We start from the raw sequence: 14356 nt of genomic DNA, 5'->3' as shown, positions 1-14356 counted from the left end.
CGGGCGCTGGCGTGTTGGCGTGCCGGTGCACGGGGGGTGGGTGGGACGGTGGGGGGCGGGGAGGTCAGCGGCCGGCGGTGAGGGTGCGTACGGCGAGGTCGAGACGGCTCTCCAGCTCCTCGCGGTCGGCCCCGAAGGCGACCACGAAGCCGTGCCGGTCTCCGGAGCGGTGTATCTCCGGGGGGAGTTGGCCGGCCGGGACGGCGATGGCGACCTCCGTGACCCCGGGGAGGGCGGCGACCGCCGCGGTCTGCGCGTCGGTGACCGTGAGCGGGACCGTGCGGTCGAAGGTGACGTAGCGGATCCCGGCGACCCGGTCGCGGGTGGGGGCGCCCGGGACGGGCAGGCCGAGGAGGTCCGCCATGGCCTGTTCGAAGACGTCCTCGCCGAGTGCCAGGTCCAGCATGTCGCTGAGCCGGTCGCCGCCGGGGCGGCCGTGCGACTCGATGAGGCGGGGCCCCTTGGCCGTGAGCATGACCTCGGTGTGCGAGGGGCCCGTACGGTAGCCCGCCGCGTCCAGGGTCGCGGTGACCAGGGCGGCGACGGCCTCCTCGTCCTGCGGGTCGAGCCGTACGGGCAGTGTGTGGCCGGTCTCGACGAACCCGGGTGCGCCGGTGGTGGCCTTCTCCGTGATCGCGAGGATCCGGTGGCCCGCGGAGGAGCTCATCGCCTCCACGCTGTACTCGGCCCCCACGAGGAACTCCTCGACGAGGTGCGGGGTCTTGAAGTCCAGGGTGGCCAGGTGGCTTTCGAGCTCGTCCGGCCCCGCGAGGCGGCGCACCCCGGCGCTGCCGGTGCCGTCGGCCGGCTTCACGATGCAGGGGTAGCCGATGGCCTCGACGGCCGCGGGGATCTGGCTCTTGTGCGTGCACAGCCGGTACGCGACGGGCGCGCCGGCCCGGTCTCCCACCGCGGAGCGCAGCTTCGCCTTGTCCTTGAACGCCTCCATGGCCTCGGGCGGGTTGCCGGGCCAGCCGAGGCGGCGGTTGACCAGCGCGGCCACGGAGCAGCCCAGTTCGCCGAAGCCGAAGCAGCTGACCGGGGCGGGCAGGTCGAGCGCGCGCAGCCGCTCGACGAGGTCCTCGGGGTCGGTCGTCCACGGGGAGTGGAAGGCCAGTCCCGGACCGTCCGCGGGCAGCGGCCTGCCCGGTTCGGGGACGGTCACGGTGGCGGCGCCCAGCTTCCGGGCCGCGGCCAGGACGTGGCTGCGCGGATTGAGGAGCACGACGGTCGGCTGTGTGTCAGGCATGGCGCGTACGCACTTTCGGTAGGAGGAGGCAGACCGCGGCGGCGGCGAGGGAGGAGCCGACGAGCACCAGCCAGACCTCGCTGCCGCCGCGCGCGGTCTGCAGCAGGTAGCCGCTCGCGCTGGAGCCGAAGAGGCTGCCGAGGGCTCCGGCCGCGCTCATCGCGCCGAGGGCGAGCCCGGTGCGGCGGGTGGCGGCGGCGTTCACCGCCTGTTCGTCGAGGCTGGGGCCGATCAGCATCTCCGCCAGCGTGACCGGCACCACGAAGGCGAGCAGCGAGTACCACCCGGCGAGCGGTATCAGCGTGGCGTAGGCGCAGGCGAAGGCGAGGAAGCCGAGGACCAGCAGGGTGCGGGCGGTCGCGCGGCGGAACACGTGGCGCAGCAGGGTGTACTGGAACACCACGACGAGCAGGCCGTTGGCCGTGAACACCACCGAGATGGCGGCGGTGCTGCCGGTCATCTCGTTCGCGGTGATCGGGAGCAGGACGTTGAGCTGGCTGTAGATCGCCCAGTACGCGACCCCCAGACCGCACAGGGGCAGCCACTGGCGCAGGGTCCACGGCGTGGCGGGAGTGCCGTCCGCCGCCGGGGCGGGCGCCCGTCCCGCGGCGGGCCGTGACCGGGAGGCCGTCACGGACCGTCGCAGGACCAGGCAGGTGCCGAGGACGAGGTGCGAGAGCACGCAGGCCGCCAGGATCCAGCCGAACCCGAGGGGGTACACCGCGGCGCCGAGCGCGGGCCCGGCCACGACCCCGACGTTCACGAACGTCGAGCGCAGCGCGAGCATCGTGCGCGGATCGCTGCCGTCCTGGGAGACGAGCAGCGTCTTGGTCGACAGGCCCAGCAGCGAGCCGCCGACCCCGACCGCCACGATTCCCGCCACGAGCGGCGCCCGGGCGCCGCCGCCTGCGAGCCCGAGGAGTACGTAGCCGAGGACGCGCAGGAGGAAGCCGGCGGACATCACCCGGTGGGCGCCGAACCGGTCGACCAGCAGCCCGGTCAGGAGCGAGAACGCCTGGCCGGAGAAGGCGAGCAGACCGACCAGGAATCCCGTGCGGCCCGCCGGTATGCCCTGCGCCGTCAGTTCTATGGCCAGCAGGGGCAGGAACATGAAAGTGGTGAGGCCGGTGAAGAGCACCGCCACCAGCAGGAGGCGCGCGGTGGGGGACGCCTCGCGCCATGCGTTCACGGCGCGGGGATCCGGGCGGGTTCGCCGACCTCGGTCAGGTTGTCCAGGATCCATTCCTCGACCTGGAGCAGCCGCTGCTCCACCTCGGCGGTGTCGGCCCCGCGGACCAGGGCGAAGCAGAGGTTGGAGGTGCTGTTCTGCGCCGTGGCGCCGGGCGCGAGCTGCTCGTTGACCTGGTAGTGCTCGACCCAGTCGAAGGGCAGGGTGCGCGGTGCCCGCACCGGGCGGCCCTGGGGGACGATGCCGATGGAGCCGCGGAGTTCGGCCGGCGGGGCGGTCGGCGCCGGGTCCACGGGCAGACCGCAGGACAGCCGCAGCCAGGTGGCGTGCAGGTCGACGCCGTAGGTCAGGCGGGTGAGGGCGGGGATGCGGGAGCCGCCGACGCGGGAGGCGATCTCGCACAGCACCAACTCGTCCTCGGGCGTGCGGAACACCTCGAGGTGGTAGGCGCCGACCTCCGGGGTGTCGAAGGCTTCGAGGACCCGGTCGAGGAACTCCTCCAGCCGCTGCGCCGGTTTGCCGGCGGGGTCGAGCTGGAGCGAGCCGTTGTTCCGGCCCGACAGGACGCCGAGGCAGTCCCGCAGGTACCGGGAGGAGGCCACGAACCGGTAGCCGGGCGCCAGGATCGCGTCGACGTGGTAGATCTCGCCCTCGACGAAGTCCTCGACCATGAGGTCCTCGCGCCAGTGGCGGCGGCTGAACTCCATCAGGTCGTCCTCGTCGCGCAGCACCACGATGTCGCGCGAACCGCCCTGGCTCACCGGCTTGACGACGACCGGGTAGTCGTTCTCCGCGATGAACCGGGTGAGGTCGACGATCGTCTTGAGCCGCGCGTAGCGCGGGGTGGCGACCGTGCGGCCGGCGGTCTGCTTCATGACGACCTTGTCGCGGAACTGCCGTGCGCTGCGCGCCGACTGGCCGGGGATGCCGAGGTCCTCGCGGATGCGCGCGGCCCGCTCGAGGTCGTACTCGTTGTCGGTGATGACGTGCGCGAAGCGGCGGGTCCGCGCCAGCTGCCGGATGCGCAGCTCGGCGTAGGGGACGAACTCGCAGTCCTGGACGTGTTCGTAGGAGCCGAGCCCCGCGGTGTGCGCGAGCGGGTTGTGGCTGTAGACGTGGAGCCCGCCCGCCAGCTCGTGGAGCATGGCCGGATAGTCGTGTTGGGCGCCATAATTGATGATGGCGACATCGGTCATGGGTGCTGCCTCGGATTCTTTACGGTGGAATTAGGCGAGCCAGGGTCGGCCGTGCGGGCATTCAGCCCTGCAGGGCGAGCACCGGGAGGTCGTCCTCGACGCTGTACGGCCTTCTCGCCCAGTTCATCGTGGACCAGGGTCCGGTCAGCTCCTCCAGCGCGGATATGACCACGGGCCGGTATTCGGGGTCCTCGACGAGCGGGCCGTCGGGCGGGAAGACCTGCTTGATGTAGCGGTGTCCGGGGTCGGCCGCCATGAAGACGACGGGACCTCCGGAGGGCTCCGTCGAGCGGATGTACCGGGAGGCCTGCCAGCCGGCGCCCGCGGACAGTCCGGCGAAGACGCCCGTGGTGGAGAGCAGGTGGCGGCAGCCCGCGGCCGACACGTCGAAGTCGACCCAGTGGATGTCGTCGTAGGCGCTGTAGTCGATGTTGTCGAAGCGGATGCCGCTGCCGATCCCGGCGATGATGAACCCGTCGAGCGGGAAGTTCTCGGAGCCGAAGGAGCGGCTGCCGAACGGCTGGATTCCCGCCACCCGGACGTTGGGGCAGGACTCGCGCAGGTAGCGGCTCATCGCACTGGTCGACGCGCCGGTTCCGACGCCGCCGACCAGGGTCATCTCCGCCCAGCCCAGCTCCTTCAGGAGCAGCTCCGCGACGTGTTCGTAGCCGGCGTAGTGCACGTCGTCGTGGTACTGCTGCATCCAGTACGCGTCCGGATTGCGCCGCAGGTAGTCGTGGACGAGCCGGACGCGGGCCTCCTGGTCGTGCTGGAGGTCGGCCCCGCCGCCGGAGACCTGGTCGTAGGTGGCTCCGAGGTACTTGAGCTGCGTCTTGATGCCGTCGTCGACCGCGACGGACGCGAAGACGTGGCATTTGAGGCCGAGCTCGCGGCAGACCAGGGCGAGCGCGTGGCCGTAGATGCCGCTGGAGCTGTCGACGAGGGTCTGGCCGTGCCGGATCACCCCGCGCGCCAGCAGTTCCTTGACCGCCCGGTAGACCGAGGTCACCTTCATGACCTCGAACCGGAGAACGTATATGCCGTCGCCGAGATCTATCAGATCCGGTTGGGACATTTTCTCAGTGAATGACGAATACACCGTACTCCGTACTCCCTTCTCCGTTTCTGGGATGTGGGCCTATCAGATGCCCCGCAAAAATGGGGCAGGTGGCTACTGAATCGATCCTGAACGGTTCCCGCGGGACGGGAACGAAACGGGAACGGCATGTGGCTGAATCGGATCCCCGCAGCCGTCGCCCCGCCGCCCGAGGAGAGCTCTCGTGACACCCGAAGCCGTGCCGGACGAGCCGCGCACCGAGCGCGCGGACGTGGCCGGGGCCCACCGGATCGTGGTCAAGATCGGCTCTTCCTCGCTCACTTCGGAGTCGGGGCGGCTGGATCCGGCCCGGCCGGCCGCCCTGGTCGAGGTCCTGGCCGGGCTGTGCCGGCAGGGCAAGAGCGTCGTCCTGGTCTCCTCCGGCGCCGTCGCGGCGGGACTGGCCCCGCTGGGCCTGAGCGCGCGGCCCGCCGAACTGTCCGCGCAGCAGGCCGCGGCCAGTGTCGGGCAGGTGCTGCTCACGGCGGACGACATCGCCCGCCGCGACCACTACCACAACGCCCGGCGCACCCTGAAGAAGCTGATGCTCATGGGGATCGTGCCGGTCGTCAACGAGAACGACGTCGTCGCCACCCACGAGGTCCGCTTCGGGGACAACGACCGACTCGCGGCGCTGGTGGCCGAGTTGATCGGCGCAGACCTGCTCGTCCTCCTCTCCGACGTGGAGGCGCTGCACGACGGGGACCCCCTGGCCCCCGGAAGCGGCCCGATCGCCGAGATCCGCGGACCGGCCGACCTCGCCGGCATCCGTACGGGCGCCCCCGGGCGCTCGGGGGTGGGAACGGGCGGCATGGGGGCCAAGGTCCAGGCGGCGATGACCGCGGCGAGCGCCGGGATCCCCGTCGTGCTGGCCGCCGCCTCGCACGCCGCGCGGGCGCTGGCGGGCGGTCGGACGGGGACGTACTTCCACCCCGCGCGGCAGCGGCCCGCGGAGCAGTTGTTCTGGCTCGCCCACGCCACGGCGCCGCAGGGCCGGATCGTCCTCGACGCCGACACGGTGCGGGGCGTACGGGAGCACGGCCGGCCCGTGCTGTGGAGCGGAGTCACCGCCGTCGAGGGGCAGTTCACGGCGGGCGACCCGGTGGACCTCGCCGACGGCGCGGGCAGGCCCGTCGCCCGCGCCCTCGCCCGGCTGGCCTCCGGCGACCTGATCCGGCTGCTCGCCGGATTCCCCGTACCGGACGAGGGGCCCGCGGCCCTGGCGCATCCCGAGGTCGTCGGCGCACAGGACGTGGCCCTGTTCGCACCGCACCCGTACGCGGAGACGGGCTCGGGGTGACCGGGGGCGGCCGCCCCGCTTCTCTTCCGTCACTTCCACCACGAGGGAGCAAGTCATGACGTGCAAGGTCGCCGTGCTCGGCGCGGGCAAAATGGGCGAGGCACTCCTCGGCGGGCTGCTGCGCTCCGGCCGGCCTGCCCGGGAGCTCGGGGTCACCTGCCGCCGCAAGAAGCGGGCCGCCGAGATCGAGGCGCGCCACGGGATCGCGCCGATGGGCAACACGGAGGCCGCCGCGTGGGCCGACGTGCTGATCCTCGCGGTGAAACCGCAGGACATGGGTGCGCTGCTGGAGGAGGTCTCCCCCGCGATCGCGCCCGGGGCCCTGCTGATCAGCGTGGCGGCCGGGCTGACGACGGCCTTCTTCGAGGAGCGGGTCCCGGACGGCGTCGCGGTGGTCCGGGCGATGCCCAACACGGCGGTGCTGGTCGACGAGGGGATGACCGTGCTCTCCGGCGGCAGCCACGCCTCGCAGCAGCACGTGGAGCAGGCCGCGGAGCTGTTCCGCGGCGTCGGCCACACCCTCACCGTGCCGGAGGCCCAGCAGGACGCCGCGACCGCGCTGTCGGGGTCGGGACCCGCCTACTTCTACTTCCTCGTGGAGGCGATGACGGACGCGGGCGTCCTGCTGGGGCTTCCGCGGGACAAGGCCCACGAGCTCGCCGTACGCAGCTCCGTGGGCGCCTCGGTCATGCTGCGCGACTCCGGGACGCACCCGGTCAGGCTCCGTGAGGCGGTCACCTCACCGGCGGGGACCACCATCAGCGCGGTGCGCGAGCTGGAACGGCACGGCGTGCGCGCCGCCCTGATGGCGGCCCTGGAGGCCGCCCGCGACCGCAGCGGTGAGCTGGCCGCCTCGTACGGGTGAGCCGGACGGGCGTGGGGGCGGGCGTCAGGACGGCAGCCACGCCCGCCAGGTGGCCTCGTTCGCCTTCACCCAGCGGGCCGCCGCCTCCTGTGGCGCCAGCTTCTCCTCCGCGATCATCAGGGAGACGTCGTTCTGCATCTCGGTCGTCCAGCGGAACTTCTTCAGGAAGGCGGCGGCGTCGCCCCCGCCGTCCGCGAAGCGCGCGTTGAGGAACTTGCGCAGCGGGGTGTGCGGGTACGCGCAGGCCACCTTCTCCGCGTCGGCGTCGCAGCCCTCCTCGTGGGCGGGCAGCTTCACCTCCGTCATCGGGACCTTCTCGAACAGCCACTGGGGCTTGTACCAGTAGCTCAGGAAGGGCTTCTTCTCCTTGGCGAACTGCTTGATCTGCGTGATCTGCGCCGCCTCCGAGCCCGCGAACACGACCTGGTAGTCGAGGCCCAGGTTCTTCACGAGCGCCTTGTCGTTCGTCACGTAGGAGGGGGAGCCGTCCATCAGCTGGCCCTTGCTGCCGCTCTCCGCCGTACGGAAGTCGTTCGCGTACTTGTTCAGGTTCTTCCAGTCGGTGACGTCCGGGTGCTGTTCGGCGAAGTACGTCGGCACGAACCAGCCGATGTGGCCGGTCACCCCGAGCTCGCCGCCCGGCTTGATCGTCTTCTTGTCGTCGACGTACCGCTTCTCCTGCTCGGGGTGGCCCCAGTCCTCCAGGAGGGCGTCCACCCGGCCCTGGCTGAGCGCGTCCCAGGCCGGCACCTCGTCGATCTGCACGGTGTCCACCCGGTAGCCGAGCTCGTGCTCCAGCAGGTACTGGGCCACGGCGACGTTGGCCTGTGCGCCCACCCACGACTGGACGGACAGCGTCACCGTGCGGGAGCCCTTCGCGTCGGCGTACGGGGAGGCCTGGCGGGTCATGTCGGCGGCGCCGCAGCCGGTGAGCGCGGTCAGGGCGACGGCGGCCGCGAGGGCGGCGAAGCGGGTACGGGGCGCGGCGCGGCCCGTACGGGGCGCGGTGGCGCGGGTGCAGGTGGTGAGGCGTGTGCGAGCCATGTCAGGCCCCCTTTCCGGCGAGGTCGCGGCGGTCCGTCGGCTGGGTGACGCGGTCGAGCATCAGGCCGAGGCAGACGATCGCGGCGCCGGCGACCAGACCGGTCGCCAGGTCGCCCTGGGCGAGGCCGAAGACCGCGTCGTAGCCGAGCGCGCCGCCGCCCACGAGGCCGCCGATGACGACCACGGCGAGGACCAGCACCACGCCCTGGTTGACGGCCAGCAGCAGCGCGGGGCGGGCCAGCGGCAGCTGGACCTGGAGGAGCTGCTGGCGCCCGGTGGCGCCCATCGAGCGCGCGGACTCCAGCGCGGCCGGGTCCACCGCGCGTACGCCCTGGGCCGTGATCCGCACCACGGCGGGCAGCGCGTAGACCACGGCGGCGGCGACCGCCGGGGCGCGGCCAACGCCGAACAGGGCGACCACGGGGATCAGGTACACGAACTGCGGCATCGTCTGGAAGACGTCGAGGACCGGGCGCAGCGCGCGCCCCAGGCGGGTGCTGCGCCCGGCGGCGACCCCGAGTGCGAAGCCGAGCAGGAGGGTCACGGCGACGGCGGCCAGCACCTGGGACAGGGTGTCGAGCGCCGGGTCCCAGACACCGAGCACGCCGATGGCGGCCATGGCGAGGACGGCGGTCACGGCGGTGCGCCAGGTGCCGATGAGCAGGGCGAGGGTGGCGACGGCCAGCAGGACCGCCCACCAGGGCAGCCATTGCAGGCCGTCGCGCAGGGGGCCCAGGACCCAGGTGGTGAACCCCGCCGCCCAGTCGGCGGTGCCGCCGACGAGGGGCACACCGGAGTAGAGGTGGGCGGTCATCCAGTCGACCGCCCGGTTGACGGGTTCGGCGATGTCCACCGTCCACCCGTCGGGCCACGACAGCCGGTCCGCCAGGCGCCCGCCGACGGCGAGGGCGGCGGTCACCGCGGCCGCGACGGCCCAGCCGAGCCGGGACCGGCCGGGACCGGCCGTGCCGATCCGCTCGCCCGCCGCGGCGGTGACCCGGTCCAGGACGATGGCGAGCAGCACGATCGGCACACCGGCGGCGAGCGCGGCGCCCACGTCGACGGAGGCGAGCGCCTGGTACACGCGGTCGCCGAGGCCGCCCGCGCCGATGACGGACGCGATCACGGCCATGCCCAGCGCCATCATGATCGACTGGTTGACGCCGAGCAGCAGTTCCTTGCGGGCCAGCGGCAGCCGGGCGGTCAGCAGCCGCTGCCTGCCGGTGGCGCCGAGGGAGGTGGCCGCCTCCACGACTCCGGCGTCCGCGCCGCGCAGCCCGAGTGCGGTGAGACGGGCCATGGGCGGAGCCGCGTAGACGACGGTCGCGAGGACGGCGGCGGGCACACCGATGCCGAAGACCAGGACGACGGGCAGCAGGTACGCGAAGGCCGGCAGCACCTGCATGGTGTCCAGCACGGGCCGCAGGATCCGGTGCATGCGGTCCGACAGCCCGGCGGCGAGCCCGAGCACGCCTCCGACCAGTACGGACGCGGCGACGGCGACCACCATCAGGGCGAGCGTCTGCAGGGTGGGGACCCACATGCCGAGCAGTCCGCACGCGGCGAACGCGGCGACGGAGGTCAGCGCGAGGCGAACTCCCGCGACCCGCCAGGCCACCAGTCCGGCGGCGGCGGTGACGCCGGCCCAGCCGAGGGCGAGCAGCAGCAGGTAGACCGCGCGGACGGACACGACCACGAGGTTGCTGACGTGGCCGAGGAAGTAGAGGAACAGCGGGTGGCCGTCCCGGTTGTCGATGATCCAGTCGCTCGTGCGGTCGAGCGGCCCGGACAGGTCGACGGAGAGCGCGGCCGGCCAGCTGCCGCCGCCCAGGAGGACGGAGCCGAGGACGAGCGCGAGGGCCGCGCCCGCGCCGATGAGCCGGCCGCGGTGGCGCGCGAGCGCGCGCAGCCCGCCGGGCCGGGTGGCGTCGGCGGTCGTGCCGCCCGGCGGCGGCCAGGTCGTATGGGCGTACATCAGGCCACCGCCTTCCCCGGTGCCACCGGTACCCCGGCGACGACACCGAGCAGTCCCGCGTGGTCGACCACGCCGAGGCAGCGGCCGTTCTCGACGACCCGCGCGTTCTCGCCGGTACGGGCGACGGCCTCGATGGCCTCGTGGACGGTGGCACCGGGGTCGAGCGCGGGACCGGTGTCGCGCTCGCCGGCGAGGGCGGGACGCATCGCCGAGCGGACGGTCAGCACCTGCTCGCGCGGCACGTCCCGGACGAAGTCCCTGACGTAGTCGTCGGCGGGGGCGCCCACGATCTCCTCGGGCGTGCCGAGCTGCACGATCCGGCCGCCCTGCATCAGTGCGATGCGGTCGCCGAGCTTCAGCGCCTCGCTCAGGTCGTGCGTGATGAAGACCATCGTCCGCCCCTCCTCCCGGTGCAGGCGTACGACCTCCTCCTGCATGTCGCGCCGGATGAGCGGGTCGAGCGCGCTGAACGGCTCGTCGAACAGCAGGACTTCGGGATCCACGGCGAGTGCGCGGGCCAGGCCCACGCGCTGCTGCTGGCCTCCGGACAGCTGGCTCGGCCTGCGGTCCTCCATGCCGTCCAGCCCGACCTTGGCGACGAACCCCGCCGCGCGCTCGCGCCGCTCGGCGCGCCCCACGCCCTGGATCTCCAGCCCGTAGGCGATGTTGTCGAGCACCGTGCGGTGCGGCAGCAGCCCGAAGTGCTGGAAGACCATCGCCGCCCGGTGCCGGCGCAGCTCGCGGAGGCGGCCGGTGTCCATGGACAGCACGTCCTCCCCGTCGATGGAGATCGTGCCCGAGGTCGGCTCGATGAGCCGGGTCAGGCAGCGTACGAGCGTCGACTTGCCCGAGCCGGACAGGCCCATGACGACGAAGACCTCGCCCTTGCGGACGTCGAAGGAGACGTCCCGGACGGCGGCGGTGCAGCCGGTGCGCTCGCGCAGTTCGGCGGCTTCGAGGGAGGCGAGCTCCTTGTCGGCGGGCACGCGGTCGGCCTTGGGGCCGAAGACCTTCCACAGGTCGCGTACGGAGAAGACGGAGTCCGCGGGGGGCCGGAGCTCGGTCGGGGGGTGCGGTGCGGTGTTCATCGGGTGGTGCCTCCCAGCAGGTCGGCGCACTTCTCGCCGACCATGAGGACGCCGATCATCGGGTTCACGGCGGTCATGGTGGGGAATACGGACGCGTCGGCGATCCGGATGCCGTCCAGGCCCCGGATCCGCAGGTCGGGTGCGACGACGGCGAGTTCGTCGTCGGCGGCCCCCATCCGGCAGGTGCCGGCGGGGTGGTAGACGGTGTGCGCGACGTGGCGGGCGTAGGCGCTGAGTTCCTCGTCGGAGGTCACCTCCGGCCCCGGGCAGACCTCGCGCGCCAGCCATCCGGCCAGCGGTTCGCTCGCCGCGATCTGCCGTGCGATGCGGATCCCGTCGACGAGGGTCCGGCCGTCGTAGTCGTCCTCGTCCGTGAAGTAGCGGAAGTCGAGGGCGGGCTTGACCTCGGGGTCGGCGCTCGTCAGGTAGAGCCGGCCGCGGCTGCGCGGCTTGGGGATGTTCGGGGTCATCGACACCCCGTGCGCGGGCCGTTCGTAGCCCAGGCGTTCGGGGTTGTCGGTGAAGGGGACCTGGTAGAAGTGGAACATCAGGTCCGGGCCTTCGGACGCCGGGTCCCGGCGGACGAACAGCCCGGCGTCGGAGTCCATCGCGGAGTTCTCCGGGATCGGGCCGTGCGTCTCCCACACGATGACCGACTCGGGGTGGTCGAGCAGGTTCTCGCCGACGCCCGGCAGGTCGTGGGCGACGGGAATGCCGAGCTTCTCCAGGTCGGCGCGGGGACCGATGCCGGAGTGCAGCAGCAGGCGCGGGGTGTCCACGGCCCCGGCGCACACCAGGACCTCGCGCCGGGCGCGTACGACGTGCTCCTGGCCCTCCTTGGTACGGACGTGCACGCCGGTCGCGCGGGCGCCCTCCAGCTCCAGCCGGAACGCCCAGGTCTCCAGGGCGATGTGCAGGTTCGGCCGGTCCAGGAACGGGTGGAGGTAGGCGACGGAGGCGGAGGACCGTTTGTTGTCCTCCGGGTGGTACGCGAGGTCGAAGAAGCCGGCGCCCTCGTGGAAGGGAGCCTTGTTGAAGCCCTCGACGCGGGGCACGCCGAGCGCGGTCTGCGCCGCGTCGACGAAGTCGCGGGCGATCGCGTTCCGGTCGGCCTCGGCGACGGGGACGATGTTGTTGCGCAGCCGGGCGAAGTAGGGGTCCATGGCCGCCGCGTCCCAGCCCTCGGCGCCCGCTTCGGCCCACTCGTCCCAGTCGGAGGGCAGGGGCTTGAACGCGATGAGGGTGTTGTGCGAGGAGCATCCGCCCAGCACCCGCGCACGGCTGTGGCGGATGTGCGAGTTGCCGCGGGGCTGCTCGGTGGTGGGGTAGTCGTAGTCCAGTTCGCCGCCCAGCAGGCCCATCCAGCGGCGCAGGGTGAGGACGTCGTCGCGGCCGACGTCGCTGGGGCCGCCCTCGATGACGGCGACGCTGACGTCCGGGTCCTCGGTCAGCCGGGAGGCGATCACCGAACCGGCGGTGCCGCCGCCGACGACGACGTAGTCGTACACGTGCTGGTCGTTCATGCCCGGCCCTTCTGCGTCGCGCCCGCGAACCAGCGCACGGGGCGCGGGGCGAGGTTCTGGTAGATGTGCTTGGCCTCGCGGTACTCGCCGAGGCCGCCGGGGCCCAGCTCGCGGCCGATGCCGGACTTCCCGAAGCCGCCCCACTCCGCCTGCGGCAGGTAGGGGTGGAAGTCGTTGATCCATACGGTGCCGTGGCGCAGCGCGGCCGCGACCCGGCGGGCACGGTCCCCGTCGGAGGTCCACACCGCTCCGGCGAGGCCGTACTCGGTGTCGTTGGCGAGGGCGACGGCCTCCTCCTCCGTGCGGAAGGTCTCCACGGTGAGGACGGGGCCGAACACCTCCTCGCGGACGACGCGCATGCCGCGGTGGCACCGGTCCAGGACCGTGGGCCGGAAGAAGTAGCCGGGACCGTCCGGCTTCTCGCCGCCCGCGCGCAGGACCGCGCCCTCGGCGAGGGCGGAGGCCACGTACTCCTCGGTCCGGGCCAGCTGGGCCGCGGAGACCAGCGGACCGCATTCGACGCCCTTGTCGGTGCCGCGCCCCAGCCGGATCAGCTCGGCCCGGCGGGCGAGCTCGGCGACGAAGCGATCGCGCAGCGGCTCCTCGACGATGAGGCGGGAGCCCGCGGAGCAGACCTGGCCGCTGTGGATGAAGGCGGCGTTGAGCGCCTGGTCGACGGCGGTGTCGAACCCGTCGGGCGTCGAACAGGCGTCGGCGAAGATCACGTTGGGGTTCTTGCCGCCCAGTTCGAGGGCGACCTTCTTCACGCTGTCGGCGGCCGCCCTGGCCACCTTCGTACCGCTGACGAGACCGCCGGTGAAGGAGATCAGGTCGACGTCGGGGTGTTCGGCGAGCCGGGCGCCGACCGTACCGCCGGGGCCGGTGACGATGTTGGCCGCGCCGAGCGGGAGCCCGGCTTCCAGGAGCAGTTCGATCAGCGCGACGGTGGTCAGCGGGGTGATCTCACTGGGCTTGATCACGAACGTGTTGCCGGCGGCCAGTGCGGGGGCGATCTTCCAGCTGGCCTGGAGCAGCGGATAGTTCCACGGCGTGATCAGGGCGCAGACGCCGACCGGCTCGTGCACGACGACACTGCGGATCTCGTCCGAACCGGCGTCGACGACCCGTGCGCCGCTCTCGTTCGCCACGAGGTCGGCGAAGTAGAGGAAGGCGTCGCGGACGCAGTCGACGTCCACGCGGCCCTCTTCGAGCGTCTTGCCCGCGTCCTGGCTCTCCAGGGCGCCGATCCGCTCGCGGTCGCGCTCCAGCAGGGCGGCGACCCGTCGCAGCAGGGCGGCCCGCTCGGCGACCGGGGTACGAGGCCAGGCACCGTCGTCGAAGGCGGCTCGCGCCGCGGCGACGGCTTCGTCGGTGTCCTGGACGCCGCCCTCCGCCACGACCGCGAACGCGGTCGCGTCGACGGGGTCGATGATCTCGCGGGTGGCGCCGGAGAGGGCCGCGCGCCACTCTCCGCCCACATGGATGCTCTGTTGTGCTGCGGTCACGTTGCGTATTGCCTTTCGTCCTCTGGATCCCCCTGTCGGGTTGACCGACATGAACCGGCCGCCTGCCCCGGGTCCCCACATCCATGCGCAATACCTTGCGGAGAGTGTTCTTGTTCACGCTCGAAGACAGGGCAAATACGGACATGTAACGCAGGTCGCGCGGTGTGGAATTCACAGAGGTCCACCGCTGCACCAGGTCGTCACACAGGGTGAGGGCGGGCGTTCGGCTCCGGCCGCGCGAAATGGCCACCCCCGTACGGGGCGTCGGCGCGATCAGGACGGGGAAAGACCCAGAGCGGAGCGGGAACGTCCGCCGGCAGCTCGGC

11 protein-coding genes are annotated in these 14356 nt (G+C 72.6%); 2 read left to right on the top strand and 9 right to left on the bottom strand.

Annotated elements, in window-relative coordinates; genetic code table 11:
• Positions 1-64 precede the first annotated feature (64 nt).
• The 4 genes from ACFY1T_RS14500 to ACFY1T_RS14485 all read right to left on the bottom strand — a co-directional run bounded on the left by ACFY1T_RS14500 (position 65) and on the right by ACFY1T_RS14485 (position 4709).
• Positions 65-1249 carry an ATP-grasp domain-containing protein gene (locus ACFY1T_RS14500; protein WP_390788401.1) on the bottom strand — a complete coding sequence of 395 codons (1185 nt, stop codon included), beginning with the start codon at positions 1247-1249 and terminating at the stop codon, positions 65-67.
• On the bottom strand, positions 1242-2438 hold the full coding sequence (locus ACFY1T_RS14495) for an MFS transporter (protein ID WP_390788400.1): 1197 nt from the start codon (positions 2436-2438) through the stop codon (positions 1242-1244). The genes ACFY1T_RS14500 and ACFY1T_RS14495 overlap by 8 nt, the downstream gene beginning before the upstream one ends.
• A complete protein-coding gene (locus ACFY1T_RS14490) occupies positions 2435-3634 on the bottom strand; it encodes an acetyl-CoA carboxylase biotin carboxylase subunit family protein (protein ID WP_390788399.1) in 1200 nt (399 codons plus the stop codon). Before ACFY1T_RS14490 ends, ACFY1T_RS14495 begins: the two co-directional genes overlap by 4 nt.
• Positions 3635-3695: 61 nt before the next feature.
• Complete coding sequence (locus ACFY1T_RS14485) at positions 3696-4709, bottom strand: pyridoxal-phosphate dependent enzyme (RefSeq protein WP_390788398.1); 1014 nt, start codon at positions 4707-4709, stop codon at positions 3696-3698.
• A gap of 205 nt (positions 4710-4914) precedes the next feature.
• Between ACFY1T_RS14485 and proB the strand changes: the two genes are divergently transcribed.
• Both proB and proC read left to right on the top strand, forming a co-directional pair.
• Entirely contained in the window at positions 4915-6030 is a 1116-nt protein-coding gene (gene proB, locus ACFY1T_RS14480) for a glutamate 5-kinase (protein ID WP_390788397.1), read from the top strand.
• A gap of 55 nt (positions 6031-6085) precedes the next feature.
• On the top strand, positions 6086-6895 hold the full coding sequence (proC, locus tag ACFY1T_RS14475; protein WP_390788396.1) for a pyrroline-5-carboxylate reductase: 810 nt from the start codon (positions 6086-6088) through the stop codon (positions 6893-6895).
• 24 nt (positions 6896-6919) lie between these two features.
• On the opposite strand, the gene ACFY1T_RS14470 is transcribed toward proC, so the two are convergent.
• Genes ACFY1T_RS14470 through ACFY1T_RS14450 form a run of 5 tightly spaced genes read right to left on the bottom strand, consistent with a single transcriptional unit; the run spans position 6920 to position 14030 of the window.
• Positions 6920-7939, bottom strand: a complete 1020-nt coding sequence (locus tag ACFY1T_RS14470) for an ABC transporter substrate-binding protein (RefSeq protein WP_390788395.1) — start codon at positions 7937-7939, stop codon at positions 6920-6922.
• A gap of 1 nt (position 7940) precedes the next feature.
• Positions 7941-9914 (bottom strand): ABC transporter permease subunit, encoded by a 1974-nt coding sequence (locus tag ACFY1T_RS14465; RefSeq protein WP_390788394.1) that lies wholly within the window; start codon positions 9912-9914, stop codon positions 7941-7943.
• Positions 9914-11002 carry a glycine betaine/L-proline ABC transporter ATP-binding protein gene (locus tag ACFY1T_RS14460; RefSeq protein ID WP_390788393.1) on the bottom strand — a complete coding sequence of 363 codons (1089 nt, stop codon included), beginning with the start codon at positions 11000-11002 and terminating at the stop codon, positions 9914-9916. The genes ACFY1T_RS14465 and ACFY1T_RS14460 overlap by 1 nt, the downstream gene beginning before the upstream one ends.
• A complete protein-coding gene (locus ACFY1T_RS14455; RefSeq protein WP_390788392.1) occupies positions 10999-12525 on the bottom strand; it encodes a GMC family oxidoreductase in 1527 nt (508 codons plus the stop codon). Before ACFY1T_RS14455 ends, ACFY1T_RS14460 begins: the two co-directional genes overlap by 4 nt.
• On the bottom strand, positions 12522-14030 hold the full coding sequence (locus ACFY1T_RS14450; RefSeq protein ID WP_390788391.1) for an aldehyde dehydrogenase family protein: 1509 nt from the start codon (positions 14028-14030) through the stop codon (positions 12522-12524). Before ACFY1T_RS14450 ends, ACFY1T_RS14455 begins: the two co-directional genes overlap by 4 nt.
• Between the last annotated feature and the right edge of the window lie 326 nt (positions 14031-14356).

This window comes from Streptomyces sp. NPDC001194 (assembly GCF_042896985.1).
Taxonomy (GTDB): domain Bacteria; phylum Actinomycetota; class Actinomycetes; order Streptomycetales; family Streptomycetaceae; genus Streptomyces.
Note: the sequence above shows the minus strand (reverse complement) of the source record. Positions and strands in the feature narration are given on the sequence as shown.

What these genes read in the sequence shown, in the direction of transcription:
- ACFY1T_RS14500 (WP_390788401.1), bottom strand. Translation starts at nt 1,249, where the DNA reads ATGCCTGACACACAGCCGACCGTCGTGCTCCTCAATCCGCGCAGCCAC.
- ACFY1T_RS14490 (WP_390788399.1), bottom strand. Translation starts at nt 3,634, where the DNA reads ATGACCGATGTCGCCATCATCAATTATGGCGCCCAACACGACTATCCG.
- ACFY1T_RS14485 (WP_390788398.1), bottom strand. Translation starts at nt 4,709, where the DNA reads ATGTCCCAACCGGATCTGATAGATCTCGGCGACGGCATATACGTTCTC.
- proC (WP_390788396.1), top strand. Translation starts at nt 6,086, where the DNA reads ATGACGTGCAAGGTCGCCGTGCTCGGCGCGGGCAAAATGGGCGAGGCA.
- ACFY1T_RS14470 (WP_390788395.1), bottom strand. Translation starts at nt 7,939, where the DNA reads ATGGCTCGCACACGCCTCACCACCTGCACCCGCGCCACCGCGCCCCGT.
- ACFY1T_RS14465 (WP_390788394.1), bottom strand. Translation starts at nt 9,914, where the DNA reads ATGTACGCCCATACGACCTGGCCGCCGCCGGGCGGCACGACCGCCGAC.
- ACFY1T_RS14460 (WP_390788393.1), bottom strand. Translation starts at nt 11,002, where the DNA reads ATGAACACCGCACCGCACCCCCCGACCGAGCTCCGGCCCCCCGCGGAC.
- ACFY1T_RS14455 (WP_390788392.1), bottom strand. Translation starts at nt 12,525, where the DNA reads ATGAACGACCAGCACGTGTACGACTACGTCGTCGTCGGCGGCGGCACC.